Source organism: Streptomyces sp. NPDC048270, assembly GCF_040652335.1.
In the GTDB taxonomy this organism is placed as follows: Bacteria; Actinomycetota; Actinomycetes; order Streptomycetales; family Streptomycetaceae; genus Streptomyces.
On sequence record NZ_JBEZLV010000029.1, the window covers coordinates 44,418 to 69,005 of the forward strand.

At 73.1% G+C, this 24,588-nt stretch carries 21 protein-coding genes; 16 read left to right on the forward strand and 5 right to left on the reverse strand.

Going from position 1 to position 24,588, the window contains the following annotated elements; translation table 11 throughout:
* Positions 1–9: 9 nt before the first annotated feature.
* The 6 genes from AB0D66_RS24140 to AB0D66_RS24165 all read left to right on the forward strand — a co-directional run bounded on the left by AB0D66_RS24140 (position 10) and on the right by AB0D66_RS24165 (position 5,760).
* Positions 10–1,467, forward strand: a complete 1,458-nt coding sequence (locus tag AB0D66_RS24140) for an aldehyde dehydrogenase family protein (protein ID WP_362307118.1) — start codon at positions 10–12, stop codon at positions 1,465–1,467.
* Between the two features lie 70 nt (positions 1,468–1,537).
* The gene (locus AB0D66_RS24145; RefSeq protein WP_362307121.1) at positions 1,538–1,999 is read left to right on the forward strand and encodes a LuxR C-terminal-related transcriptional regulator; all 462 of its coding nucleotides are present in this window, start codon (positions 1,538–1,540) and stop codon (positions 1,997–1,999) included.
* 95 nt (positions 2,000–2,094) lie between these two features.
* Positions 2,095–3,054, forward strand: a complete 960-nt coding sequence (locus AB0D66_RS24150; protein ID WP_069919034.1) for a helix-turn-helix domain-containing protein — start codon at positions 2,095–2,097, stop codon at positions 3,052–3,054.
* 44 nt (positions 3,055–3,098) lie between these two features.
* Positions 3,099–4,148 (forward strand): aspartate-semialdehyde dehydrogenase, encoded by a 1,050-nt coding sequence (locus AB0D66_RS24155; protein ID WP_362307125.1) that lies wholly within the window; start codon positions 3,099–3,101, stop codon positions 4,146–4,148.
* Positions 4,145–5,452: a hypothetical protein gene (locus AB0D66_RS24160; RefSeq protein WP_362307128.1), complete on the forward strand. Its 1,308-nt coding sequence runs from the start codon at positions 4,145–4,147 to the stop codon at positions 5,450–5,452. Before AB0D66_RS24155 ends, AB0D66_RS24160 begins: the two co-directional genes overlap by 4 nt.
* 11 nt (positions 5,453–5,463) lie before the next feature.
* Positions 5,464–5,760 (forward strand): DUF1876 domain-containing protein, encoded by a 297-nt coding sequence (locus AB0D66_RS24165; protein ID WP_362307130.1) that lies wholly within the window; start codon positions 5,464–5,466, stop codon positions 5,758–5,760.
* Positions 5,761–6,035: 275 nt separating this feature from the next.
* Here the strand turns inward: AB0D66_RS24165 and AB0D66_RS24170 are convergent, their stop codons facing one another.
* A complete protein-coding gene (locus AB0D66_RS24170) occupies positions 6,036–6,158 on the reverse strand; it encodes a hypothetical protein (protein WP_362307132.1) in 123 nt (40 codons plus the stop codon).
* A gap of 166 nt (positions 6,159–6,324) precedes the next feature.
* Between AB0D66_RS24170 and AB0D66_RS24175 the strand changes: the two genes are divergently transcribed.
* From AB0D66_RS24175 to AB0D66_RS24195, 5 genes are all read left to right on the forward strand, one after another.
* Positions 6,325–7,104 carry a winged helix-turn-helix domain-containing protein gene (locus AB0D66_RS24175; RefSeq protein ID WP_362307135.1) on the forward strand — a complete coding sequence of 260 codons (780 nt, stop codon included), beginning with the start codon at positions 6,325–6,327 and terminating at the stop codon, positions 7,102–7,104.
* 142 nt (positions 7,105–7,246) lie between these two features.
* A complete protein-coding gene (locus tag AB0D66_RS24180) occupies positions 7,247–7,699 on the forward strand; it encodes a helix-turn-helix domain-containing protein (protein WP_362307137.1) in 453 nt (150 codons plus the stop codon).
* A gap of 156 nt (positions 7,700–7,855) precedes the next feature.
* The gene (locus AB0D66_RS24185) at positions 7,856–8,419 is read left to right on the forward strand and encodes a hypothetical protein (RefSeq protein WP_362307140.1); all 564 of its coding nucleotides are present in this window, start codon (positions 7,856–7,858) and stop codon (positions 8,417–8,419) included.
* Positions 8,416–9,606, forward strand: coding sequence for an MAB_1171c family putative transporter (locus tag AB0D66_RS24190; RefSeq protein WP_362307143.1), 1,191 nt, complete (start codon positions 8,416–8,418; stop codon positions 9,604–9,606). The genes AB0D66_RS24185 and AB0D66_RS24190 overlap by 4 nt, the downstream gene beginning before the upstream one ends.
* Complete coding sequence (locus AB0D66_RS24195; protein ID WP_362307146.1) at positions 9,603–10,859, forward strand: cytochrome P450; 1,257 nt, start codon at positions 9,603–9,605, stop codon at positions 10,857–10,859. The genes AB0D66_RS24190 and AB0D66_RS24195 overlap by 4 nt, the downstream gene beginning before the upstream one ends.
* Here the strand turns inward: AB0D66_RS24195 and AB0D66_RS24200 are convergent.
* Entirely contained in the window at positions 10,825–11,235 is a 411-nt protein-coding gene (locus tag AB0D66_RS24200) for a Fur family transcriptional regulator (RefSeq protein ID WP_362307149.1), read from the reverse strand. The genes AB0D66_RS24195 and AB0D66_RS24200 overlap by 35 nt on opposite strands.
* Before the next feature lie 235 nt (positions 11,236–11,470).
* Between AB0D66_RS24200 and katG the strand changes: the two genes are divergently transcribed.
* The 4 genes from katG (at position 11,471) to AB0D66_RS24220 (ending at position 18,438) form a co-directional block, all read left to right on the forward strand.
* The gene (katG, locus tag AB0D66_RS24205; RefSeq protein ID WP_362307152.1) at positions 11,471–13,684 is read left to right on the forward strand and encodes a catalase/peroxidase HPI; all 2,214 of its coding nucleotides are present in this window, start codon (positions 11,471–11,473) and stop codon (positions 13,682–13,684) included.
* 268 nt (positions 13,685–13,952) lie between these two features.
* Entirely contained in the window at positions 13,953–14,063 is a 111-nt protein-coding gene (locus AB0D66_RS24210; RefSeq protein ID WP_208948659.1) for a class III lanthipeptide, read from the forward strand.
* 110 nt (positions 14,064–14,173) lie between these two features.
* Complete coding sequence (locus AB0D66_RS24215; protein WP_362307155.1) at positions 14,174–16,906, forward strand: lanthionine synthetase LanC family protein; 2,733 nt, start codon at positions 14,174–14,176, stop codon at positions 16,904–16,906.
* On the forward strand, positions 16,903–18,438 hold the full coding sequence (locus AB0D66_RS24220) for an ABC transporter ATP-binding protein (protein ID WP_362307157.1): 1,536 nt from the start codon (positions 16,903–16,905) through the stop codon (positions 18,436–18,438). Before AB0D66_RS24215 ends, AB0D66_RS24220 begins: the two co-directional genes overlap by 4 nt.
* Positions 18,439–18,453: 15 nt before the next feature.
* Here AB0D66_RS24220 and AB0D66_RS24225 read toward each other — a convergent pair whose 3' ends face one another.
* From AB0D66_RS24225 to AB0D66_RS24235, 3 genes are all read right to left on the reverse strand, one after another.
* The gene (locus AB0D66_RS24225; protein WP_362307160.1) at positions 18,454–21,405 is read right to left on the reverse strand and encodes an AAA family ATPase; all 2,952 of its coding nucleotides are present in this window, start codon (positions 21,403–21,405) and stop codon (positions 18,454–18,456) included.
* Between the two features lie 139 nt (positions 21,406–21,544).
* Positions 21,545–22,222, reverse strand: a complete 678-nt coding sequence (locus AB0D66_RS24230) for a response regulator transcription factor (protein ID WP_362307162.1) — start codon at positions 22,220–22,222, stop codon at positions 21,545–21,547.
* Positions 22,210–23,304 carry an ATP-binding protein gene (locus tag AB0D66_RS24235; protein WP_362307165.1) on the reverse strand — a complete coding sequence of 365 codons (1,095 nt, stop codon included), beginning with the start codon at positions 23,302–23,304 and terminating at the stop codon, positions 22,210–22,212. Before AB0D66_RS24235 ends, AB0D66_RS24230 begins: the two co-directional genes overlap by 13 nt.
* A gap of 262 nt (positions 23,305–23,566) precedes the next feature.
* Here AB0D66_RS24235 and AB0D66_RS24240 point away from each other — a divergent pair, with 262 nt between their 5' ends.
* Positions 23,567–24,547: an endonuclease/exonuclease/phosphatase family protein gene (locus tag AB0D66_RS24240; protein WP_362307168.1), complete on the forward strand. Its 981-nt coding sequence runs from the start codon at positions 23,567–23,569 to the stop codon at positions 24,545–24,547.
* Positions 24,548–24,588: the final 41 nt, after the last annotated feature.

Genomic DNA, 24,588 nt, shown 5'->3' on the forward strand with positions numbered 1-24,588 from the left:
GAGGCCCCCGTGAGCGAAGCAGACTTAACCGAGTACACGGCCGTCATCGCGGGAAAGAAGGTCCCCGCGACTGCGTGGATCGACGTCCTCGATCCGTCGAACGGCCGGCCTTTCGCCCGAGTGGCCCGCTGCGGCGCGGCCGAGGTGGCGGACGCCGTGGACGCAGCGCGGCACACGTACGAGTCCGCCTGGCGGTTCGCCACGGTCGCGGAGCGGTCCGGGGCCTGCCGCCGGATCGCCGCGGCGATCCGGGCCGAACGCTCGGAACTGGCCAGACTGGAGACCCTCGACACCGGCAAGCCGCTGAGCCAGTCGCTGGTCGACGCCGACGTCGCCGCCCGCTACTTCGACTTCTACGCCGGTGCCGTGGAGGCACTGGGTGGCGAAACGATCCTGCACCGAGCGGACCGGTTCGCCTTCACCCTGCGGGAGCCCTACGGGGTGTGCGGGCACATCATCCCGTGGAACTACCCCCTGCAGATCGCCGCCAGGACCGTCGCACCCGCCCTCGCGGCCGGAAACTGCTGTGTGCTCAAGCCGGCGGAGGACGCGCCGTTGACCTCGCTCCGCCTGGCGGACATCGTTTTGGAAGCAGGACTTCCGGCGGGCGCGCTGAACGTCGTGCCGGGCTACGGAGAGGAGGCAGGTGCAGCACTGGCCGCGCACCCCGGCGTGGACCGGCTGGCCTTCACGGGTTCGCGGGAGATCGGCGAGGCCGTGATGGCCGCGGCCGCGCGCAACATCGTGCCGGTCACCCTGGAGCTCGGGGGCAAGTCCCCGCACATCGTCCTTCCCGACGCCGACGCCGCACGGGCGGTGCCGCAGATCGTCGACTCGATCACCGAGCACGCGGGGCAGAACTGCTCGGCCGGCAGCCGGCTGCTCGTCCACCGGTCCGTGCACGGGGAACTCGTGGCGGCCCTCACGGAGGCGTTCCGCGCCCTGCGCGTCGGCCCGGGGACCGGCGATCCCGACATGGGGCCGCTCATCTCCGCGAAGCAGCGCGACAGGGTGCTCGGCTACCTGGCCGAGGGCAGCAGGCACGCCGTGGTCCGCACCGGCGGCAAGGCGCCCGGGGGCGCGGCCCACGCCGGGGGGTTCTACGTGGAACCCACCATCCTGGACCACGTGACACCCGAGCACCGGGTGTTCCACGAGGAGATCTTCGGCCCGGTCCTGTGCGTGTCGGTCTTCGACACCCTGGACGAGGCGGTCGAGCTCGCGGAGAACACCACCTACGGGCTGGCGGCCGGAGTGTGGACGTCCGACGTGACCACCGCCCACTGGCTCGCCCAGCGGCTGCGGGTGGGGCAGGTGTTCGTGAACAACTACAGCGCGGCCGGCGGCGTGGAGCTCCCCTTCGGGGGATACAAGCGCTCGGGGATAGGCGTGGAGAAAGGGCTGGAGGCGCTGCGGGAATACACGCGGTGCAAGACCGTCGCCATCCACACGCAGCTTCCTTCTTGAGCCATCACCGAAAAGAAAAGAGCGGTTCGGTTATCACATCTGCATTATCTGCATTAAGGGAGTGCACCTGATGGCACGTGTCGTGCAGAGGCGAGTCGTGAAGTTGAGTGGCAAGAGGTGCTGTGAATCCTGCGGTGCGCCACCGCAGCCCGTCACGGCGCTTGCCGAAGCGGTCGACAGGATGCACAAGGCCCTCGGCGAGGTGCAGGACGCGCTGGAAGCGCAGGAGCAGATGATCGAGGACCTGCGTACGGACACCGGCGACGAGCAGCGGACGGAACCCGACCCCGTGGGCATCCCCGCGGATCCGACGTCCCGGGAACCCCTTTCCTCCCTGACGGCGCGCGAGCGGGAGATCCTCGTCCTCGTCTCGCAGGGCAAATCGAACCGGCGGGTGGCCAGTTCGCTCGGCATATCGGAGAAGACGGTGCGGAATCATTTGTCCGCCGTCTTCTCGAAGGTGGGCGCCTCTGATCGGACACAGGCCGTCGTCATGGGAATCCGCGGCGGTATCGTCTCGATCGGCGAGTGATTGCGGGATGCATGCCGTCAGTGTGCGGGAGCTTTTGGCCACCTGACAGTGGTGGGACTGTCAGAACACCACGAATCCCTGCCACATTGGATCCCATGCTGAAGAACGTAGCCGCTGTGCTACTCGACAACGTCCACCCGTTCGAGCTGGGCGTCGTATGCGAGGTGTTCGGGATCGACCGCCAGGAGGAGGGGCTGCCGGCCTACGACTTCGCGCTGGTCGCCGCGGAATCCGCGTCCGTGCGAGCGGTCCCGGGATTCACCATCAGCACGCCGTACGGCCTCGACCGGCTCGCGGACGCGGATCTCATCGCCATCCCCGTCGGGGACGACTTCCACACCAGGGACTTCCCACCGGACCTCCTGGAGGCCCTGCGCCAGGCGGTGGCGCGCGGCGCACGGGTGCTCAGCGTCTGCGTGGGGGCCTTCGTGCTGGGGGCGGCCGGGCTGCTCGACGGGCGGCGCTGCACCACGCACTGGCGGTACGCCGCCGCGCTCGCCGAGCGGTATCCGAAGGCGGAGGTCGAACCGGGCGTGCTCTACGTCGACGAGGATCCGGTCTTCACCTCGGCCGGCACCTCCGCGGGCATCGACGCCGCGCTGCACCTGGTGCGCAAGCTCCAGGGCAGCGACGTCGCCAATGCGATCGCCCGGCGCATGGTCGTCCCCCCGCACCGGGACGGCGGCCAGGCGCAGTACATCGAGCGGCCGGTGGCGGAGTACCGGGAGGACGGGGTGCGCGACGTGCTGGCCTGGGCCGAGGAGCACCTGGACCAGGAGATCAGTGTCGAGCAGCTGTCGGCCCTGGCCTGCATGTCGCCGCGCACCTTCGCCCGCCGCTTCCGGATGGAGACCGGCACCACCCCGTACCGCTGGCTGCTGGCGCAGCGGGTCCTGAGCGCCCAGCGGCTCCTGGAGAACACGGACGAGACGATGGAGGCCGTGGCCGCCCGTACGGGATTCCCCAACGCGGCAGCCCTGCGGCACCAGTTCGTGCGCTCGCTCAACACCACCCCGAACGCCTACCGGCGTGCCTTCCGGGGTTCTCTGACCTGACCGACACACGCCGCGCCCACGTGGGCGCGAACAGGAGGACGGGAATGCTGCGCATCGCGATAGTCGGCGCCACCGGCGCCGTGGGCAGGGAGTGCCTGGCCCTGCTCGACAGCGGGATCGTGCCGGTGGAGCGGGTGGTACCGGTCGGGTCGGCGCGCAGCGTCGGGCGGGACCTGGGCGCCGAGCTCGCGCTCTCCCTGCCGCTGGCCCCGCTGGTGACCGTCGAGGAACTCGACCCGCAGGATCTGGACGTGGCCGTCTTCTGCGCGGGGGCGGACGTCAGCAGCCGGGAGGCGGAGCGGCTGGCCGCGGCCGGGGTGCTGATCGTCGACAACAGTTCCGCGTTCCGCATGCGGCCCGACGTGCCGCTCGTCGTCCCCCAGGTCAACCCGGGCGCCCTCGCGGTCCGGCCGGCCTCCAACCTGGTGGCGAATCCGAACTGCTCGACCATCCAGATGGTGCGCGCCCTCCAGCCGCTGCACGAACTCGCCACGCTGGACAGCGTCGTGGTGGCCACCTACCAGGCCGCGAGCGGGGGCGGAGTGCGGGGGCTGGAGGAGCTGGCCGAGGGATCGCGCAGGATCCTGGACGACCCCGGGGCGCAGGGCACGCCGGGCGGGCGGTTCGGGCAGCCGCTGCCCTTCAGCCTCGTGCCCGAGATCGGCCTCCAGGACGACCAGGGGCTCACCCACGAGGAGCGCAAACTCGTCCGCGAACCGCGCAAGATACTCGGCCTGCCCCAGCTGCGGGTGAGCGCCACGGCGGTGCGGGTGCCGGTCTTCCACTGCCACTCCGAGGCGGTGCACGTCAGGCTGCGCGAGCCGGTCACCGCCGACGCGGTCGAGAAGGCGCTGGCGGCCACCGAGGGGCTGCGGGTCTACACCCGGTCGGACAGCCCCTCGTACCCGATGCCGCGCTCCGTCTTCGCCCGGCCCGAGGACCGGGCGCTGGTGCACGTCGGGCGCATCCGGGTGGAGCCGGAGGACCCGCGGGCCGTGGCGGTGTGGGTGGTCGCGGACAACCTGTGGGTCGGTGCGGCGCTCAACGCCCTGCAGATCGTGGAACTCGGGGTCAAGAACGGGTGGCTGGGGTGAGCGGCGGGCCGTCCGGCGGCCCCGGGCCGGACCGGGGTCCGCTGGTGATGAAGTTCGGCGGATCCGCCTTCGCCGACCTGGACGGCTTCGCGCGGGTGGCCCGGTACACGGCCCGTCGGGCCGCGCAGGAGAAGCGCCCCGTGGTCGTCGTGGTGAGTGCGATGTCCGGTACCACCGGGCGGCTCCAGCAGACCCTGGGGGCGCTGGCCGACGATCCGCCCGCACCGGTCGCCGCCATGCTGCTGACCAGCGGCGAGACGGTGAGCGTCGCCCTGCTCGCGGCCGCCCTGGACGCCGTGGGCGTGCCCGCGCTGCCGCTGACGGCCGCCGGCACCGGACTGCTGGGCGAGGGGCCCGCCGACCGGGCGGGGCTGGTCCGGGCCGATCCGGCGGTGCTGCTGTCGGGTCTGGAGGACAGCCCGGTCCTGGTCGTCCCGGGCGGGCAGGCGGTCGACGCGGCCGGCCGGACCGTCATGCTGGGCCGCAACAGCTCCGATCTGTCGGCGGCGGCGATGGCCGGGGCGCTGGGCGCCGGTACCTGCGTGCTCTTCTCCGACGTGCCGGGCGTGTGCACCGCGGACCCCTACCTGGTGCCGGCCGCGCGCACCCTGGACGAGATCAGCTACGAGGGCGTGCGGCGGATGTCGCGCCACGGCGCCAAGGTCGTCCACGAGAGCGCCGTGGACTGGGCGGAGCGCGGGGGCGTGCGGCTGCACTGCCGCCCGTTCCCCTGGGCCGGCGGTGCGGGCGGGGCGGGCGGGGCGGGGACCGTGGTCGGCGAGGGCCCGGAGGCCGCCGCGGTCGTCGCGCACAAGGGCAGCGACGTATGGCGCTTCCGGTCCGGGCCGGAGCGCCGGGCGGCGGCGCGGGGGCTGCTGGCGGACGGGCTGCGGACCACGGAGTTCGACTCGGCAAGCGGCCCCTACCTGGTGGTGCCGGCCGGGGACCGGGGCACGGCGGCGCGGCTCGGCGGCGCGCGGCGCCACGACGACCTCTGCCTGGTCACCACGGTGCACGCGGACGGCCGGGCCGAGCACGTCCTGGTGGCCCGCGCCGACGCCGACGCCGAGGCCCGCCGGTGCCACGCCCTGCTCTATCCGGACCCGGCGGGCGCCGCGGACCCGGACCGTGCGGGCGGCCCGGGCCCGGCCGTCGCGGCGCCGGTCAAGGCCCGCTCCCCGCACAGCGACGTCCTGTTCGGCTCCCGGCCGGTCCCGGCCGCGGTGGAGGCCGCCGAGGAGCCGCGGTGGCCCGTACCGCGCACGCGGAGGCATCCTGGAGACAGGGGCAGCGCCGGGGTGTGAGGAGGTACGTCATGACCCACGCCGAGGAATGGCAGGTGGGCGTCTACCTGATCGAGGAGGGCGGTACGACCAAGGCGCGGGCCGTGCTCGACAACGGCACGTCGACGATGGTCGGCCGCGGCGCCGCGCGGCGCAACCCCGAGGACCCGCAGGTTCCCGCGATCGGTGACGAGCTCGCCGCGGGCCGGGCGATGCGCGACCTGGCGGACCGGCTGATGCGGGCCGCCGACCGGGACCTGACCGCGATGGGCGCGGTGCCTCCCGCGCCCCGCACGGGGTACGGATGGCCGGAGGACGCCGACCGCTGAGGCAACTCCCCACGTTTGCATCGCAGTCCAGCGGCGGCAAGGACGGCGCCGTCCGCGCGCAGGCCTTCGGCGTCGCGCGGACGGCGGCCGCGGGGAGAACACCGAGATCGTCAGCCGCTCCACGAGATCGTCAGCCACTCCACGGAGGGCTGCGCAACCGGTCCCCCGGCGCACCTTCTCGGCCCGCTGCCTGGGCAAGGTCCGGGAGTGGAACCCGACGAAGGCGTCCTGGAGGTCCGGGCGATGGCCATCTTCCGCTGGGCCGCCGGCCTCCGTCAGGGCCCGGCCCGGCCCGCCGGGGGCGTGGCCTTCGACTTGTGTGGACGGCCCGCCACCCCGCCGGCCTGCTCGGCGCCGCTGGGCGCCATCGCCCGGTCGGCCGTGCTGAGCCCGGTCACGCGCCGTCCTCCCGGGGTACCGGACCTGGCTGGGCTCGAAAGCGCCCTGCCCCGAGGCCGGTTGATCACTGTAGGCTGGCCGACAGCCATCAACTCATGTGGATGGGCACGGTAGGGGGGCGCGCGGGGAGCCGCGTGCATTGGCTTTGACATCAGGAGGAATGCGTTGGTCACCCTCCGACTGACCGTCGAGGACCTGTCGCGCATACGCTTCATCGGCACGCTGGGGGCGGAGTTCGAATCGCGCCTCGCCGAGCAGAGATACGCGGAGCCGCTCCAGGACGAGTTCAGCGAGTGGCGCCGGAAGGTGAAGCGAAGACTGCACCGCACCTCCACGATCGCCGCGGCGGGCCCCTCCCCCGCCGGCGGGTACTTCCACGCCATGGCCGTCGAGCCGTTCTGGGGGCGCATCCGCAGCCATCTGGAGACGGAGCGGGAGCTGTTCGGGCGCACGGCCCTGGCGGGCGGGGTGGAAAGCGCGCTCAGCCGGCTCCACCCGACGATCGACTGGGACGCGCCCTGCTTACGGGTGGACAACGGGCAGAACGCCCGGGAGATACGCCTCACCGGCGACGGGATCGCCCTCGCCCCCTCCCTGTTCGCCAGCCGCCCGCTCGTCCTCGACCCGGAGGCCGGCCGGCAGGGGCTGACCACACTGGTCTACAACGTCCCGCTCGACACCGAGGCGGCCTCCGCCCTGTGGCAGGCGGAGGAGGACGGGGCCGCCGCCCTGCGGGAGCTGCTCGGGCACACCCGGGCGAGCGTCCTCGAAAGCGTCCGCGTGCCCGGCTCCACCGGCGACATCTCGCGCCGCCTGCACATTTCGAAGCCGTCCGCGAGCAAGCACGTCAGCGTGCTCCGGCGGTCCGGGCTGGTGGCGACGGAGCGCACGAGCAACCTCGTCGTCCACCGCCTCACCCACCTCGGCGAAGCCGTTCTCGGCTAGCCAGGTCGGCCGCGACCACCATGAGCGGGAACTCCCCCTGGCCGGTGGCCAACGGGCCCGCCGCGGGCGCACGGACCCCGGCGACCGGATGACCCCTCAGGTACGAAGGTAAAATGCGCCTTCGAAGATGGAGGCACGGCGCATGACCAACCCCGACGACAAGCCGACCGGCAGCCTGGCCGACAAGCTGAACCACCTGTTCGACACCACGGCCCCGGCCGGCCGCGGGCCTTACACGGGCGAGGAGGTCGCCCGTGCCATCACGGCGTCCGGCGTCCCCATCTCGGGCAGCTACATCTGGCTGCTGCGCAAGGGCCAGCGCGACAATCCGACGCTGCGGCACATCGAGGGGCTCGCGAGGTTCTTCGGCGTGCCGCCCGCCTACTTCTTCGACGACGAGGTGACCGCCACCGTCGACTCCGAGCTGGCCCTCCTGGCGGCCATGCGCGACGCCCAGGTCCAGCGGGTCGCGCTGCGCACCGCCGGTCTGTCGGAGAGGAGCATGCGGTCGATCAACGAACTGATAGAGCGAGTGCGGGAGTTGGAGGGCCTTGCGGAGCAGCCGCCGGAAGCCGGGAGCCCTGTCGGCGGCTGACGCACGACCCCTCTCGAAGACCTCGACGGGTCCTACTGGCGCAAACCCGCCTGTACCAGCCGGGGCAACTGTGCTGGGGTAGAAATCCTGACGATCACTCGGGGGGATCAGGATGTCCAGCGGTGCGGCACTCAGCGTCGACGTGCTGTGATCGTCGTGCGCTGGCGATCAAGACGCGGCGGCCCGGCCGCCAACCCACTGGCCGAGCGGTGCCGGGAGAAGGTGCGGGGCCTGCGTCTGCCGCCGGGCGAGAAACTGTCCATCGGCGAACTGTGCGCCCACGTCGGCACCCTGCGCGACCGGCAGGTGCACATCGTCACCCTCCCGCTCCCCTCTGCCGGGCCGCACGGCCTGTGGGTCGCCACCGAGACCCGTGACTACATCTTCGCCGAGGAGCGCCTGGTGCCCGTCCACCAGCAGCAGGTGATCCTCCACGAGATCGGCCATGTCGTGTGCGACCACGACACCTCGCCCGTGATGGGCGCCGACGCCTCGCGCCTGCTGATGCCCTCGCTCGACCCCGCGCTCGTACGGCGGGTCATGGGCCGTGAACACGGCGACTCCGAGGCCGAGCAGGAGGCCGAGCTGGTGGGCTCGCTGATCGGCGGGATCATCGGCACCTGGAACGTCCAACCCACCTGGACCGTGCCGCCGCAAGCCCGCGAGATCGCCGAGCGGCTGAGCTCGCTGGAGTCCCCCGCGGCACGGGGCCCGGCGTGAACACCCTTCTCTATCCGCTGTGTTCGGCCGTCGCTTTGATCGCCCTCGGCTACAAGGCCCGGGTCCTGAGGACGGACCGCTCGGTCCCCCAGGTCGCCCTGGTCGCCAACTTCCTGCTGCTCTTCGTCATCTTCACCGTGTCCACCCCGTCCGTCTGGGTGCGGGTCAGCGAGCTCGCCGGCATCGAGAACTTCTCCGGCCTGCTGACCCAGAGCTGCGTGGTCGTCATGACCGTCTGCCAGCAGCTCGTACTGCTGCACTTCCGGCACGGGCCGGAGGCGGCCCGCCGCAAGGCGGTCCCCCGCGTGATCGCCCTGGGACTGGTCCTGGTCACCATGGCGGTGCTGTTCTTCGCCGCCTCGGCCCACGGCGAGGCACCGCACGACTTCGCGGTCGCCCGGGCCGGGTTCACCCCGGCCTACCTGCTCGTCTACCTCGCCGCGTTCACGGCGAACCAGGTGCAGGTCGGCGTCATGGGAGCGCGGTACGCGAGGATCGCGCCGTCCCCGTGGCTGCGCCGCGGCCTGCGCATGGTCGCCCTCACCCTGCCCTTCGCGCTCGTCTACACCGGCGCCCGGACCGCCGACGTCGTCGCGGCCCAGCTCGGGCACGACGGACGCGCCTGGGAGCCCGTCGCCCAGATCGGGGTGGCCATCGCGGTGATCGTCCAGACGATCGGCTGGATCCTGCCGGACTGGGGCCCTCACCTCACCTCCCTGCGCGACCGGCTGGGACACCGGACCGCGCTGCGCGCGCTGGGCCCCCTGCACCGGAGCCTGACCGAGCACGTGCCGGAACCGGTCCTGCCGTTCACCCGAGCCCTGGACCTGCGCACCCGCCTGTACCGCATGGTGATCGAGATCCGCGACGCGCAGTGGGCCCTGCGCACCTGGATGGACGCGGAGGTGGCCGAGCTGGCCCGGCACGACGCCGAGCGGGCCGGCCTGCGCGGCGAGGAGCTGGCGGCCGTGGTGGAGGCGGCCCAGCTCAGCAACGCGATCGACGCGAAGCGCCGCGACCTCCCGCCCCAGCGCCGGCCCAGGACGCCCATGGCAGCGGCCCCCGGCGACCTCGCGGCCGAACTCGCCTTCCAGCGCAGGCTGGCCCGCGCCATGTCCTCCCCCCTCGCCGTCCGCCACGCCGGCGGCCCCAAGTCCCCCGCAACACCACCCAAGGAACCCGCATGACCCTGAATACCGCCCCCACGGCCCTCCCCCAGCCCTTCGGGCCCGGCTTCCCGGCCGACCCGCACGCCATGTACGCACGACTGCGCGAGCAGGGGTCCGTGCACCGCGTCGCCCTGCCGGACGGCTCGCCGGTGTGGCTGGTGACCCGGGAGGCCGATGTCCGCCAGGGCCTCGTCGACCCCCGGCTGTCCGTCAACAAGCGGCACTCCGGTACCGGCTTCAAGGGCTTCGCCCTGCCCCCGGCCCTCGACGCGAACCTGCTGAACATCGACGCGGAGGACCACCTGCGGCTGCGCCGCCTGGTGTCCCAGGGGTTCACCCCCCGCCACGTGGAAGCCCTGCGCGGCTCGGTCCAGGCGGCGGTGGACGCCGGGGTCGACCGGCTGGCGGAGCGCCTGGCGGCCGAGGGCCGGGCCGACGTGGTCGCGGAGTTCGCCCGGCCCCTGCCCCTCACGGTCATCGGCGAGCTGTTCGCCGTGCCCGAGGCCGAGCGGGGGGCGTTCTCCGACTGGGTGGGGGCCATGCTCGCCCCGGCGTCCCAGGAGGACCTCGTCTCCGCGATCGGGGCCATCCACGGCTACCTGCTCGACCTGGTGGCCCGGCGCCGCGCCCGGCCCGGTGACGACATCCTCTCGGACCTGATCGCGGCCCGGGACGAGGAGGACCGGCTCACCGAGAACGAGCTGGTGTCGCTGGCCTTCCTCCTCCTCATGGCCGGCAGCGAGAACGTCCAGCACCTGCTGGGCAACGGCCTGCTCACGCTGCTCACGCACCCGCGGGAGCTGGCGGCGCTGCGGGACCGCCCCGAGCTGATGGCGCAGGCCGTGGAGGAGCTGCTGCGCCACTCGCACCCGAACCACACCGCGATCCGGCGGTTCCCGACCGAGCCCGTCGACATCGGCGGGGTGCGGATCCCCGCCGGGGACACGGTGCTGTTCTCCCTCGCCGCCGCCCACCGCGACCCGGCGCGCTACCCCGCACCGGACCGGTTCGACCTCGACCGGGAGGACAAGGCCCACCTCGCGCTCGGCCACGGGCTGCACTACTGCCTCGGTGCGCCGCTGGCCCGGATGCAGGTCACCCTGGCCCTCGGCACGCTGCTGCGCCGCCTGCCGTCCCTCCGGCTCGCCTGCCCGGCGCAGGAGGTGCCCTGGTCGACCAGCTTCAGGTTCCACGCCGTACGGGAGCTGCCGGTCGCCGTGGCGGCCGACGGCGCCGCTACGCGCAGGCCGGACACAGCCCCCGGTAGGTGACCTCGACCCCGGACACGGTGAAGCCGAATCGTTCCTCCGCGGGGAGCCCGGCCAGCGGGCTGCCCGTGGGGTGGACGTCGCGGATGAGGCCGCAGCCGGAGCAGACCAGGTGCTGGTGCGGGTGGTGCGCGTTCGGGTCGTAGCGCTTGGCCCGGCCGTCGGTGGAGACCTCCACGACCTCACCGAGGGTGACCAGCTCGCCCAGGGCGTTGTAGACGGTCGCCCGGGAGATCTCGGGCAGCAGCCGCGCCGCGCGGGCGTGCACCTCGTCGGCCGTGAGGTGCACGTGCTCGCCGTCGAGGACCTCCGCGACGACACGCCGCTGGGACGTCATCCGCCAGCCGCGGCTCCGCAGCCGTTCCAGCAGATCACTCATATCGGCTCACCCTTTTCAGGCTCGGCGGGATGTCCGTGGTCGCGGGTGCGTCGGAGATCCGATGGGATATTGGCTTGGTGTCCGTCTTGACTTGGATTCTGTCCATCGTAGGATCGGTTTCGTTGATAGCCAAGAGGATGAATGACCCCAAAGCGGCAGGAGTCATTCGAGACCGTCCGGGACGGTGACCACTCGGCGTCGAGCACCGCTGTCCGCCTGGTCCGGAAGGATTCCCATGACTGAGAACCACGATGCAATCGTCGTAGACGCCAAAACGGAGGGCACGGGAGGCTGCCCCGTCGCCCACGAGCGCGCCCCGCACCCCACCCAGGGCGGCGGAAACCGCCAGTGGTGGCCCGAGCGCCTCAACCTGAAGATCCTCGCCAAGAACCCCGCCGTGGCCAATCCCCTCGGCGAGGAGTTCGACTACGCGGCCGCCTTCGAGGCCCTCGACCTCGCGGCCGTGAAGCGGGACATAGCCGAGGTGCTCACCAGCTCGCAGGACTGGTGGCCGGCCGACTTCGGCAACTACGGGCCGCTCATGATCCGTATGGCCTGGCACAGCGCGGGCACGTACCGCATCAGCGACGGCCGCGGCGGCGCCGGCGCCGGCCAGCAGCGCTTCGCCCCCCTGAACTCCTGGCCGGACAACGTCAACCTCGACAAGGCCCGCCGCCTGCTGTGGCCGGTCAAGCAGAAGTACGGCCAGTCCATCTCCTGGGCCGACCTCATGATCCTCACTGGCAACGTCGCCCTGGAGACGATGGGCTTCAAGACCTTCGGCTTCGCCGGCGGCCGCGCCGACGTGTGGGAGGCCGACGAGGACGTGTACTGGGGTCCCGAGACCACCTGGCTCGACGACCAGCGCTACACCGGCGACCGTGAGCTGGAGAGCCCGCTCGGCGCGGTCCAGATGGGCCTGATCTACGTCAACCCCGAGGGCCCCAACGGCAACCCGGACCCGGTCGCCGCGGCCCGCGACATCCGTGAGACGTTCCGCCGCATGGCGATGAACGACGAGGAGACCGTCGCCCTCATCGCCGGCGGCCACACCTTCGGCAAGACGCACGGCGCCGGCCCGGCGGACCACGTCGGCGACGACGCCGAGGCCGCCCCGCTCGAGGCGCAGGGCTTCGGCTGGGCGAACTCCTTCGGCACCGGCAAGGGCGCCGACACGATCACCAGTGGTCTCGAGGTCACCTGGACCACCACCCCCGCCCAGTGGGGCCACGACTTCTTCAAGCACCTCTTCGAGTACGAGTACGAGCTCACCCAGAGCCCGGCCGGCGCGAACCAGTGGGTGGCGAAGAACGCCGAGGCGATCGTCCCCGACGCGCACGACGCCTCGAAGAAGCACCTTCCGACCATGCTCACCACCGACCTGTCGCTGCGCTTCGACCCGGTCTACGAGCAGATCTCGCGGCGCTTCTACGAGAACCCCGACCAGTTCGCGGACGCCTTCGCCCGCGCCTGGTACAAGCTGACGCACCGCGACATGGGCCCGGTCGTGCGCTACCTCGGCCCGGAGGTCCCCTCCGAGACCCTGCTGTGGCAGGACCCGCTGCCGGCGCGTGAGGGCGAGCTCATCGACGCGGCGGACGCGGCCTCCCTCAAGGAGCAGATCCTCGCCTCGGACCTCACCATCGCGCAGCTGGTCTCCGCGGCCTGGGCCTCGGCCTCCTCCTTCCGCGGCAGCGACAAGCGCGGCGGCGCCAACGGCGCCCGCATCCGCCTGGAGCCGCAGCGCACCTGGGAGGTCAACAACCCGGACGACCTCGCGCAGGTGCTGCGTACGCTCGAGGGCATCCAGGAGTCCTTCAACGCCGGCGCCAAGAAGGTCTCGCTGGCCGACCTGATCGTGCTCGCGGGCTCCGCTGCCGTCGAGAAGGCGGCCAAGGACGGCGGCGTCGACGTCGAGGTGCCGTTCACGCCGGGCCGTGTCGACGCCTCGCAGGAGCAGACGGACGTCGAGTCCTTCGCCGCGCTCGAGCCGGCGGCCGACGGCTTCCGCAACTACACCGGCAAGGGCAACCGCCTGCCGGCCGAGTTCCTGCTGGTCGACAGGGCGAACCTGCTGACGGTGAGCGCCCCCGAGCTGACCGTGCTCGTCGGCGGTCTGCGCGTCCTGGGCGCCAACCACGGCGGTTCGAAGCACGGCGTCTTCACGGACAAGCCGGGCACGCTGTCCAACGACTTCTTCGTCAACCTGCTCGACATGGGCACGACGTGGAAGTCGACGTCCTCGGCGCAGGACGAGTTCGAGGGCCGTGACGCCTCCGGCGCGGTCAAGTGGACCGGCACTCGCGCCGACCTCGTCTTCGGCTCGAACTCCGAGCTGCGCGCGCTCGCGGAGGTCTACGCGAGCGACGACGCGAAGGAGAAGTTCGTCAAGGACTTCGTCTCCGCGTGGGACAAGGTCATGAACCTCGACCGGTTCGACCTGGTCTGATCCCGGCATCCGGGCCGGCTCCCCTTCAGGGGGGCCGGCCCGGACGTTTTTCCACACCCCGGAAAACATCTCGTGGGCCGCCTCCGTGCGGCCCACCACCGTTTGCGGCCCGTCCGGGCGGCCCGTTCCTGGGGGTGGCGCGGGCGAATGACGGGTGGGGAGCTCCCATGTGCGGGTGGGGCCGGTGGCGTTGACTCGGGCATGGCCGACCGGCCGTGTACGGCGATTCCGACTCCGGCTCCACTCGACTCCCGAGGAGGTGACCCCGATGAGCGTACTCAAGCTCCAGAACCTGCAGCCCGTGGCGACGAACAACAGCGCTGCCGTCGTCAGTCTGACGAGCAGCAGCAGCACCTGCTGTTCCACCAAGCCGGTGTAGCCCCGACGGCGGTCCGTACGGGGGCGCGCTGTGCCCCGGTACGGACCGCTGTTCCCCGTTGCTCACCAGCCGCTGCCGGCGGCGGCCCTCGGACGATCACAGAGGCGGACATGCGCAACGAACGATGGGTCTACCGATTCCTCTTCGCCTGGAACGACACGCTGTTCTTTGACCCCCTCGACGTCGCCTACGAGCCCAGGCCCGACCACTTCCTCGCCGGGCTCGACGAGCGGGTGCGGGCGCGGTTCGTCCGCAGCGGCATCTGGTGGAGCCACCGGCACGACCCGGACCTGCCGGCGCAGGGCTGGAAGATCCACGTGTCGGCGGACCTGGGGACGGTGCGCGAGGTCGCCGCATCGGTGATCGCCCATCTGACGGCGCACGGGATCGACTTCAAGATCGCCCTCGATCTCAACATCTTCGAGATGCTCAACTCCAAGGCCATGTCCCGGGGCAGCGGCGGCAAGCTCGTCACCGTCTACCCGCGCGACGAGGAGGAGTTCCGGGCCTGCCTGGCCGACCTGGCCCGCGTCCTGGAGGGCGTCGAGGGCGCCTACGTGCTGTCGGACCTGCGGTACCGGGACAGCAAGGCGCTCTACTTCCGCTACGGCCAGTTCCTCGACACGCACGCCGTCGACGTCCTGGGGCGGCGGGTGCCGCACGTCCTCGGACCGGACGGACCCGTCCCGGACGACCGGCGGCCCGGGTACGCCCAGCCGTGGTGGGTGCCGTGGCCGTTCACCGACTGGAAGCCCGCCGAGGAGGACGAGGGGGAGGCCCTCCTCGGCGGCCGCTTCCGGGTGACCGGGGCGATCCAGTTCTCCAACAGCGGGGGTGTGTACACGGCCGAGGACACGGCGGACGGGGACCGGAAGGTGGTCCTCAAGGAGGCCCGCCCGCACACCAACATCAACCCGCGCCAGGACCACGACGCCGTGGACATCCTCGCCCGGGAGTGGCGGTTCCTGAACCGGCTGGCCGACGCCGGCTCGTATCCCAAGCCGATCGCCACCTTCCGGCACTGGGAACACCACTACATCGCCGAGGAGTTCGTCGAGGGCTCCGACGTCCGCTCCGTACTGCTGGAGCGCAACCCGCTGGCCCGGCCGGAGTTCGACATCGACCGGTCCCGGGAGTTCCTGCGGATCTTCATCGCCGTCTTCCGCGGTCTGGCGCGCGCGATCCAGGCCGCCCACGAACGCCGGGTGGTCCTCGGCGACTTCACCCCCGCGAACCTCCTCATCGACCCCGACACCCATGAGGTGACCATCGTCGACCTGGAGGCGTGCCGGCTGGCCGAGGGCGGGTCCGGAACGGAGGCGGGGGCAGGAGACGGATCCGGGGCCGGGGGCGACGACGCCGCGCTGGAGAAGCCGGTGGAGCTGTTCACGCCGGGGTTCAGCCTGTCCCGGAGCCTGTACAAGGCCTCCGGGCCCGAGGGCGACCTGTACGGGCTGGCGAACACCATGGCCTACTTCATCTTCCCGATCGCGGCGATGTCGTACCTGCGTGAGGACGTCCTCGGCACCTACCGGATCTTCACCGACGCCCTGGGCTGGCCCGAGCGCATCCACGAGCTGCTCACCGGCCTGTCACGGGCGCGGATCACCCTGCCGGAGGTGCTCGAGGCCCTGGAGGACGAGGCGGAGCTGATCGGCCGGGTCGAGGCCGCACCCGTGCGGCCGGTGGTCGAGGAGCGGCTCGGTCTGGCGCGGGCCGAGGCCGGGGTGGCCGCCTTCGTCGAGGCCGTCGCCGACACCGGCCGGGCGACCCTCTTCCCCGTGGACCCCTTCGCGCACGTCACCAACCCGCTGAGCCTGGGCTTCGGGGCGAGCGGCGTCCTGTGGTCGCTGAACGCCTCGGGCATCGGGATACGGCCCGAATGGCGCGCCTGGCTGCGGGGCGAGCTGGCCCGCGTCGACGTGGCGCAGTACCCGGACGGGCTGATGAGCGGGCTGGCCGGCATGGCCTGGGCGGCCGACTCGCTCGGGCTCGGGGCCGAGGCCGGGGAACTGCTGGCCGTGGCCAACCGGCGCGCCCCCGAGACGGGCGACCACACCTTCTACTACGGCCTCGCCGGGCTGGGCATGACGAACCTGCGCTTCTTCCTGCGCGGCCACGACCCGCGCGACCTCGCCGCGGCCCGGGAGTGCGCCCGCGTGCTGTGCGCCGCCGCGCAGCGCGAAGGCCGGTACGCCTACTGGCTGAACGAGTTCTCGTCCAAGGGACCGTTGACCGGTCTGGGCTTCGGGCAGGCCGGGGTGGCGCTGTTCCTGCTGCGGATGCACCAGGTCACCGGGGAGGAGCGCTACCTGCGGCTCGGGCAGGACGCGCTCGCCTGGGAGATGGCCCACGCCAAGCCGCTGGATCCCGATGTGCCGGGCAGTCCGGTGATGTTCGAGCACGAGGGGACGATGGAGCCGTACGTGGAGGTGGGCTCCGCGGGCGTGGCGCAGGTGCTGCTCCGCTACGGGGACCTGGACTCCGCGCGGACCGTCCTGCGGGGGCTGGACGCCGGGCACTCGGTGCTGCCGGGGTACGCCTTCGGCATGAGCGGTGTGGCCGACGCGCTGCTGGACGCGGCCGAGTTCACCGGCGACCGCTCCTACCGGGACACCGCGCTGCGGCAGCTCGACTTCGTCCGGAAAGTGTTCCTCTTCGAGCCCGCCGAGCGCTTCGCGGTGCCCCGGCCGGACGGGACGGCCCCGCTGGGCGTTCCGGGTGAGGGACTGCTGCGCTGTTCCTGCGACTACCTGACCGGCTCGGCGGGCGTCCTGCGGGTGCTGCACCGCGTGAACGGCGGTGGCACGGCGGACTTCCTGCTGGACGAGGTCTCGCGGTGAAACAGCTGTGGCTCACGCTGAGCGGCCACCGGACCCGGTTCGTCGTGATCACGGCGGCCGAGGCGGCCACGGGCGGGCTCGAGGCGCTGCTGCACCCGCTCCTGCTCAAGGCCCTGTTCGACCAGGCGATCCTGGCGGCGGACTTCCGGCGGTTCCTCGTCCTCGGCGCCGGCTACCTGGTGCTGGGGCTCACCCTCAACCTCGCGGGCTACGCGATCTCCGCGTGGCGCAAGCGGTGCGAGAACGCGTTCACGCTGGTGCTGGAGACGGAGCTGCTGGGCCGCACGATCGCCCTGGACGGCCGGAAGGTCTCGGCGGCGGGCAACGCCTCGTACGTCAGCCGCATCCACAACGACGTCTCCGAGGGCGTCCTGCCGGCCGTGGACGTCTGCGTCCGCATCGCGCGGCAGGCCGTCGCCTCGCTGGTCTTCCTCGGCGTGCTGCTGTACCTGTCCTGGCAGGCCAGCCTCATCCTGCTGGTGATCGTGCCGCCGCTGGTGCTCGTGAGCAACCGGCTGGCCCGGCGCATCGAGGACAACACCGAGCCCGAACGGGAGGCGGAGGCCGGGTACATCAACCGGCTGACCCGGACCCTGGAGTCCTTCCACGCGCTCCGCGGGCTGCCGTCACTGCTGCCGGGCACCCGTGCGGTGAACCGGGACGCGCTGCGGGGCTTCCTCGGCATCAAGTTCGTCAACTACCGCCTGTCGCTGCGGCAGAGGACCCTCAGCGACCTCGTCATGAACCTGTCGGACACCGCTTCGATGGTCATCGGGGCCTTCTTCGTCTTCACGGGCAGGATGTCCTTCGGCAGCTTCCTCGCCTTCGTGAACTCGCTGTGGCGGGCCGTCACCGGCATCTTCGACCTCGTCAACATGATCCCGCAGGCCCGCCGGAGCACCGCGGTCCTCAAGCGGATCCAGGCCCTGCGCGACTCCCGCGAGGCGCCGTACCACGAGGAGGGAACGGTGGTGCGGGTCCGCGGGGCGCTGGTGCGGTACGGCGACGGCGCCGACGTGTCGATCGGCGACTTCTCGCTGGCCGCGGGCGAGCACGTACTGCTGCGCGGCCCCAACGGCTGCGGCAAGAGCACCCTCCTGCACATCATCTCCGGGACGCTCGCCCCCGACGCGGGTGCGGTCACCCTGCCGCCCCGGGTCGCGAGCCTGACCCTCCCGGTGAACCTGCCGCCGCTGCCGGTGCGCGAACTGGTCGCCGACGAACGGCTGCGCACGTCGATGGGCCTGGACGGGCTGGCCGACCAGCTGCCCTCGCAGCTGTCCTCCGGCCAGCGGCAGCGGGTGGGGATCGCGGCGCTGTTGTGCGAGGACGCGGACGTGTACCTCGCCGACGAGCCGTTCTCGAACCTCGACGCGGACGGCAGGGACCTGGTGCTGCGGACCCTGCGGGAGCGGACCGAGGGGCGCTCCCTCCTGGTCGTGCACCACGGGGACGAGGACCTCGACGGCCGCTTCGACCGCGTGGTGACCCTGGCGGCGGCCGGCGCGCTCTCCCCGTCGGGCACCCCCTAGCGGGCGCCGCGCCGATCACGCCGGCACCGGGGCGCCGGTGCCGGTGCCGGTGACCAGGTCGCGGGCGGCCGAGGCGAACGCTGAGCGGTTGGGGTGGCCGGTCTTCTGCAGGAGGCTCGCCACGTGCTTCTCGACGGTGCGGGGCGAGATGTGCAGCCGGCCGGCGATGTCCTTGTTGCCGATCCGCTCGGCGAGCAGCCGGGCTACCTCGAACTCGCGGGCGGTGATGCCGCACCGGCGCAGGGCCGCCGGCACCTGCTCGGTGCCGGAGCGGCGCTGGCGGACCGGGGCGCCCATCCCGCGCAGCAGGGCCCGGCAGGCGCCCGCGACCGCCTGGAGGCCGGCGCCGTGGAAGTACTCCTCCGCCTCGCGCAGCCAGTCGGCCGGGGCGCCCCAGCCGTCCGTGTGCGCCGTGCGCGCGACCAGCCGCAGGCACAGGTGGCGTGCCACGGGGTAGGGCTCGGCCGCCTCCAGGGCGGCGCGCGCCGCGGCCGTCGCCTCGGCGGTGCGACCCTCCCGGCCCAGCAGCACGGCCTGCGCCAGCCCTACGAACGGACGGTTCCAGCGGGTGCCGCTGACGCTCGCCTCCGCCACCTCGGCGTGGTGGCGCCGGCCCATGCGCCCGGCCAGCACCCCGAGCAGCAGGATGACGCCGTGCCTGCCGAAGTCGCCGGTCGAGGGGTTCTCCGCGTCGTAGGCGAGGGCCTGGGCGAACTCCTGCTCGGCCGCCTCGTGCCGCTCCTCCAGCAGTGAGCAGAACGCCCGCGCCATCCCGTACGCCATGGACCGCAGGCCCGGCGCGTCGTCGAGGTGCGGGGCCAGCGCGTCCAGTGCCTGCCGCATCTCGGCCCGCCGCCCCTGGTGGGCGCAGCGCACCGCGTCGGCCAGCCGCAGCAGGGCCAGGGCCCGGCCCAGTCCCAGCCCGGCGGCGTCGGCCGCGTCCGCGCGGATCCGGTCGCGGGCGGCCCCGAACTCGCAGCGCCGGACGTGCTCCAGGGCGAGGACGAAGCCGGTCTCGTGCGCCAGGGGCAGGGCGCCCGTCCGCAGGGCCTCCTGCCGGGCCCGCTCGATGCGCGCGGGCCGGCCGTCGCGGCCCGCCGCGATCCGGGCCAGGCCCGCCTCGGCGGCCACCCTGAGTGCGGGGAGCCGGTGATCGTGGGCGAGGGCGCAGGCCCTCGCGAGGTGGGCCCGCGCGGCCGGCTCGTCCCGTTCCCGGGCCAGTTCCCCGAGTACCAGCAGGGCCTCGCCCTCCACGGCCGGCAGGCCGGCGTGCCGGGCCGCGTCCGCCGCGCGGCGGGCGAAGCCGGCGGCGGCGGACAGCCGGTCGGGCGCGGACCGGCACAGCTCCACATGGGCGGCGGCGAGGTCGACGAGGGCGGCGTGGGCCGGGACCGGGCCCTCCCCGAGCAGCCAGCGGGCGGTGTCGAGGTGCCCGAGGGCTTCCGCGGGGCGGCCCCTCAGGGTGGCGATCCGGGCCAGTCGTGCGTGCAGCCCGGCCCGGCGCCCGGGGGGTGCGGCGGGGTCGCCGCCCAGCGCGTCCAGGCCGGCGACCAGGGCGGGCACCCGGTCGAGGCGGCCCGAGCGGGCGACGGCGTCGAGCAGCTCCTCCAGTACGGTGGCGTGCGCTCCGGGCGCGGCGGCGGAGTCGACGAGACGGTGGGCCCGGTCCAGCAGCTCCACCGCCCGGTCCAGCGCGCCCCCGGCCGTCGCCCGCTCCGCCGCCTCGCGGTACAGCCGTACGGCCTCCCGCGCGTCCCCGGCCTGCGCGTACAGCTCGGCGGCCTGCGCGCACCACGTCCCCGGCAGCCCGGGGTGCAGGTCGGCCAGGGCGCGCGCCGCCCGCCGCGCGTGCCCGGCGCGCTCGCCCGGCCCGAGGCCGTCGAGCAGGGCCGCGGCGGCCAGCGGGTACCGGAAGGCGTACCACCGCGGGTTCGACGGGTCCGGCACGATCAGGCAGGCGGCCACCGCGGCGTGCAGGGTCACGGACAGCTCCGCGAGGTCGCGGCCGGTCGCGTGCTGGATCACCTCGGGCGCGAAGCGCGGGCCGAACAGGGCGGCCGCGCTGAGGAGTTCCACTCCGAACGGGCCGAGCTTCGCGGTCCGCCGCCTGATGTCGTCCACGACGGCCGCGGGAACCGGCGGTGTCCGCCCGTCGCCGGGCGGGGAGGCGGTGAGGTCGTGGACGAGCTCCTTGACCACGAACGGGATCCCGGCGCCGCAGGCCACCGCCCGCCGCACGAGCTCGGCGCCGGCCTCCGAGGCGGCGGTGCCCAGCTCGGCGGCGACGAGCAGGCGCACCTCGGAGCGGCTGAGGGGCCGCAGCTCGAGGAGGGTCGCGGCCCCGCGCCGGCGGGCCCGCGCGGCCAGTTCGGCCGCGTCGCCCGGTTCGCGCCCCGCGACGAGCAGGAGCACGGCGGGCTGCTGCCCCATGTGGTCCAGCAGGTACTCGACGACGGCCAGCGTCCCCGCGTCGGCGTCGTGCAGGTCGTCGAGGAGGAGCAGGCAGCCCCGCTCCCGTCCGAGGACGGCGGTCAGGCGCAGCACCGTCTCGGCGACCACCAGGGGGGACGGGTCCCCGGCCCCCGCGGCCCGGGTCCCGCCCAGCAGGTGGCCGAGCACGGCCCCGTAGCGGCCCAGCTCGCCCGGCTCCGGCAGCAGGCCGGCGCGGGACAGCCGGAGCAGCGCTTCGACCAGCGGCCGGTACGGCACGCTGGGGCCCATCGTGCCGGCGCGGCCCTGCGCCGTGGCCATGTCCGCCCGGCTCGCGGCGGCCAGGGCTTCGGCGGCGAGCCGGGTCTTGCCCATGCCGGGTTCGCCGGTGACGAAGACCGCTCCGCCCCGGCCGTGCCGGGCGGCGGCCAGGGCGGCCGTGATCTGCGCCATCTCGGCTTCCCTGCCGATGAGTTCCCCTGGTGCGGGGCGTCTGGTGTCGTTGCCGGTGGTGGTGTGGTCGTACGGCTGTGTCATCTGCCTCTCCTGATCGCGGGGAAGCGGAAGTGCGGTCGCCTGGCGGAGCGAACGGCGGCGAGGTCGTCGCCGGGGCCGACGATACAAAGCGGGGACCGCCGCCTGTAGCCGTCCGTTTGGGGGGCTTGCGCCGGGCGGGTCAGCCCCCGTCGAGGCTGTCCTCGCGCACCCGCCGGGCCAGGTCGAGCTTGGTGTAGGCGGGGCGGCCCGCCTGCCGGTACTTGGCCTTGACCCGGTCCAGGTAGTCCTTGGCCGTGTGGACGGTGATGCCCGCCCGCCGCGCCGCGGACTTGAGGGTCATCCCCGACGCGTAGTCGAGCAGGACCTGCCGCTCGCGGGGGGAGAGCCGGGGCCGGTCGGGAGCGGTGTCGTGGGCGCAGGCGAAGGCGAGTTCCGCGGAGTGGGCGCCGCGGCCCGCCGCGACGTCCTGGATCGCGGCGACCAGCGTCGGCAGGTCGTTGTCCTTGGTCAGGTAGCCGTCGGCGCCGGCCCGCAGCGCCTCGATGATCCGGGAGCGGTCCGGGACGGTGCTGATCATCAGGACCCGGCTGCCGGTGCGCAGCAGGCGGCGGATGTTCTCGGCGGGGGCGGAGCCGTCCCGCAGCACGAGGTCCAGCAGGACGACATCGGGCGGGACGTACCCCGACGGAGCGGGCGGCTGGGGGAGTTGCGCCGCGGCCGGTGTGCCGAGCAGCTCCCCCACGGTGGCCGCGGTCGCCACCAGCCGCAGTTCGGGGACCGCTCCCAGCCAGGCCCGCATGCCGTCGAGGAGCATCCGGTCGTCGTCGACCACCGCGACCGTGGTCACCGGGGCCATCTCAGCTCCACCCGTACCCCCTCGCCGGGGGCGGTGTCCACGGTTGCCAGGCCCCCCACCTCGGCCATCCGCTCGCGGACCGATCCGCGCAGCCCGAGGCCGGGCGCGTACCGCTCGGGGTCGAAGCCCGGGCCCCGGTCGACCACGGTGACGACGGCTCCGCCGCGGCCGTCGCGGTCCCCGGTCGCGGTGAGGTAGGCGTGGCCGGTGCCCGCGTGCCGCCGTACGTTGTTCAGGGCCTCGCGGGCGGCGTCGGCGAAGGCGGCGGCGACCTCGGGCGGGACCTGCGGGAGGTCGTGGTACTGGGCGGTGACCCGGAGTTGCAGGCTCTCAACGGAGCCCACCGCCTCCTCCAGGGCCTCGCCGATCTCCCGGTGGTGGACCTCGTCGGCGGTCTGCTGGATCAGCCGGCGCAGGTATGCGGCCTCGCGGGCGCAACGCTCGCGCACCAGGGGCGCGTTGGCGTCGATCCCGCCGGCGGCGAGGGTGGTGAGGGTGGCCAGCACGGTGTCGTGCAGTGCACGGTGGTGCTCCAGGCGTTCGGCGTAGCGCGCCTTGTGCGCCTCGGCGGCCAGCGCACGGGCGTTGGCGTCGTCGAGGAGGCGTCCCTGGCGGCGCAGGTACCACCACATGACCCAGGCCATCACGGCCGATGACAGCAGCGAGTTGACGTGGCCGCCGATGACCGCGGGGCTCGCGCCGACCAGCTGGTAGCCGATGAGGTGGGTCACCAGGAGGAGCGCGACCGCCGCGAGGACGTGGGACCGTTCGAGGGCGATGGCCGCGGCGGCGCTCGAGGACCCGCCCAGCAGCATCGCCCAGCCGAGCAGGGCTGGTTCGCCCACCCCGCCCCACGTACAGAGGAGGAGCGGCAGTGCGCCCCCGGTGACCAGCACGTCCGCCCAGACGTGCCGCCGGTCGAACCAGCCGCGCCGCAGGGCCGCGCCGTAGCTCAGCGCGCTGAGTCCGAGGGCGGCGGCGATCCCGGCGTACTGCAGGGGGAGGTCCTGCCGGCGCTGGGCCACCGCGAGGACGCCGACCGTCAGATGGCTGGTGCGGTAGAGCAGGGTGGTCAGGATCATGAAGGACTGGGCGCGCTGCAGCCCCGACCCGACCCCGGTCGTCCTGCGCAGTGCCCGTAATCGCCGTATCGACAAAGACGCCACCGACCACTCCACCCCGCCCGTGATCACCGCTGATGTCACGTATTTTGCCCCAGCAGGTCCATGCCGACGGCGGCATCCGGCCAGCTCCCGACGAGCCGCCCCGGGCGCGGCGACGTACCGTGGAAGGCGCCTGCTCGGGTCGGTCGCGCTCGGACGCACCCTGGGAGAGGGCACCGTCATGGACGTCACAGTGGGAACGTTCAACCTCAACAACCTGTTTTCGCGGTTCAACTTCAGAGCCGAGATCGAGGAGGTCCTGCCGACGGGGGACGACGGGCAGCTGACCTCCAGTTACGAGTTCAAAGACCCCAAGCAGTTCCGCATCCGCCGGTACAAGGGCAGGCTCGTCAAGGGCATCAGCCCGGAGGAGCAGGAGCTGCTCGCCCGGCGGATCATCGCGATGGACCTGGACGTGCTGGCCGTTCAGGAGGTCGAGGACATCGACACGCTGCGCTTCTTCGTCGCCCGGCGCCTCGACGGGCTCTACCCCTTCCTGTCGCTGATCGAAGGCAACGATCCGCGGCTGATCGACCTCGCCGTGCTCTCGAAGTTCCCCATGGGCGCGGTCACCTCCTGGCAGCACGCGCCCCATCCCGAACTGCCCGGCGAGCGGTTGTTCAGCCGGGACCTGCTGGAGGTCGAGATCCTGGACCCGCGGGACCCGGACCGGCATCTGCTGACGGTCTTCGACAACCACCTCAAGAGCCAGTTCGTCGAGCACACGGTGGACCCGGTGGAGGGCAAGCGGCACAACGACCACCTCCGGACCCTGCAGGCGGAAGCCATCGCCCGGATCCTGGCGGCCCGCACGCGCCCTGACGGGCGGTTCGTCCTGCTGGGCGACATGAACGACGTGCCGGAGGCGCCCACGCTGGCCGCGCTGGCCGCGCCGACCGCGCAGCTCGCGCTCGAGGAGGCCCTCGCGCACCCCGTGGAGACCCGGCCGCCCAAGGCCGACGTGCCGCCGCCGCCCGCGTCGGGATCCTGGACGCACCGGTTCAAGGAGTCGGGCAAGGACGCGCAGTACGAGCTCTTCGATCAGATCTGGCTCAGCCGCAGCCTCAGCTCGCGGCACAAGAGCTCCCACATCGACCGCCGCACCCGGCACGCCGGCGACGGCTCGGACCACGACCCCGCCTGGGTGGTGCTCGACTTCTGACGCGGCCCGCCATGGAGTGGCACTGTTTGGCGCCATCCGGT

What these genes read in the sequence shown, in the direction of transcription:
- AB0D66_RS24210 (WP_208948659.1), top strand. Translation starts at nt 13,953, where the DNA reads ATGAGCGTACTCAAGCTCCAGAACCTGCAGCCCGTGGCGACGAACAAC.
- AB0D66_RS24225 (WP_362307160.1), bottom strand. Translation starts at nt 21,405, where the DNA reads ATGACACAGCCGTACGACCACACCACCACCGGCAACGACACCAGACGC.
- AB0D66_RS24230 (WP_362307162.1), bottom strand. Translation starts at nt 22,222, where the DNA reads ATGGCCCCGGTGACCACGGTCGCGGTGGTCGACGACGACCGGATGCTC.
- katG (WP_362307152.1), top strand. Translation starts at nt 11,471, where the DNA reads ATGACTGAGAACCACGATGCAATCGTCGTAGACGCCAAAACGGAGGGC.
- AB0D66_RS24195 (WP_362307146.1), top strand. Translation starts at nt 9,603, where the DNA reads ATGACCCTGAATACCGCCCCCACGGCCCTCCCCCAGCCCTTCGGGCCC.
- AB0D66_RS24145 (WP_362307121.1), top strand. Translation starts at nt 1,538, where the DNA reads ATGGCACGTGTCGTGCAGAGGCGAGTCGTGAAGTTGAGTGGCAAGAGG.
- AB0D66_RS24150 (WP_069919034.1), top strand. Translation starts at nt 2,095, where the DNA reads ATGCTGAAGAACGTAGCCGCTGTGCTACTCGACAACGTCCACCCGTTC.
- AB0D66_RS24155 (WP_362307125.1), top strand. Translation starts at nt 3,099, where the DNA reads ATGCTGCGCATCGCGATAGTCGGCGCCACCGGCGCCGTGGGCAGGGAG.
- AB0D66_RS24165 (WP_362307130.1), top strand. Translation starts at nt 5,464, where the DNA reads ATGACCCACGCCGAGGAATGGCAGGTGGGCGTCTACCTGATCGAGGAG.
- AB0D66_RS24240 (WP_362307168.1), top strand. Translation starts at nt 23,567, where the DNA reads ATGGACGTCACAGTGGGAACGTTCAACCTCAACAACCTGTTTTCGCGG.
- AB0D66_RS24215 (WP_362307155.1), top strand. Translation starts at nt 14,174, where the DNA reads ATGCGCAACGAACGATGGGTCTACCGATTCCTCTTCGCCTGGAACGAC.
- AB0D66_RS24180 (WP_362307137.1), top strand. Translation starts at nt 7,247, where the DNA reads ATGACCAACCCCGACGACAAGCCGACCGGCAGCCTGGCCGACAAGCTG.
- AB0D66_RS24235 (WP_362307165.1), bottom strand. Translation starts at nt 23,304, where the DNA reads ATGATCCTGACCACCCTGCTCTACCGCACCAGCCATCTGACGGTCGGC.
- AB0D66_RS24200 (WP_362307149.1), bottom strand. Translation starts at nt 11,235, where the DNA reads ATGAGTGATCTGCTGGAACGGCTGCGGAGCCGCGGCTGGCGGATGACG.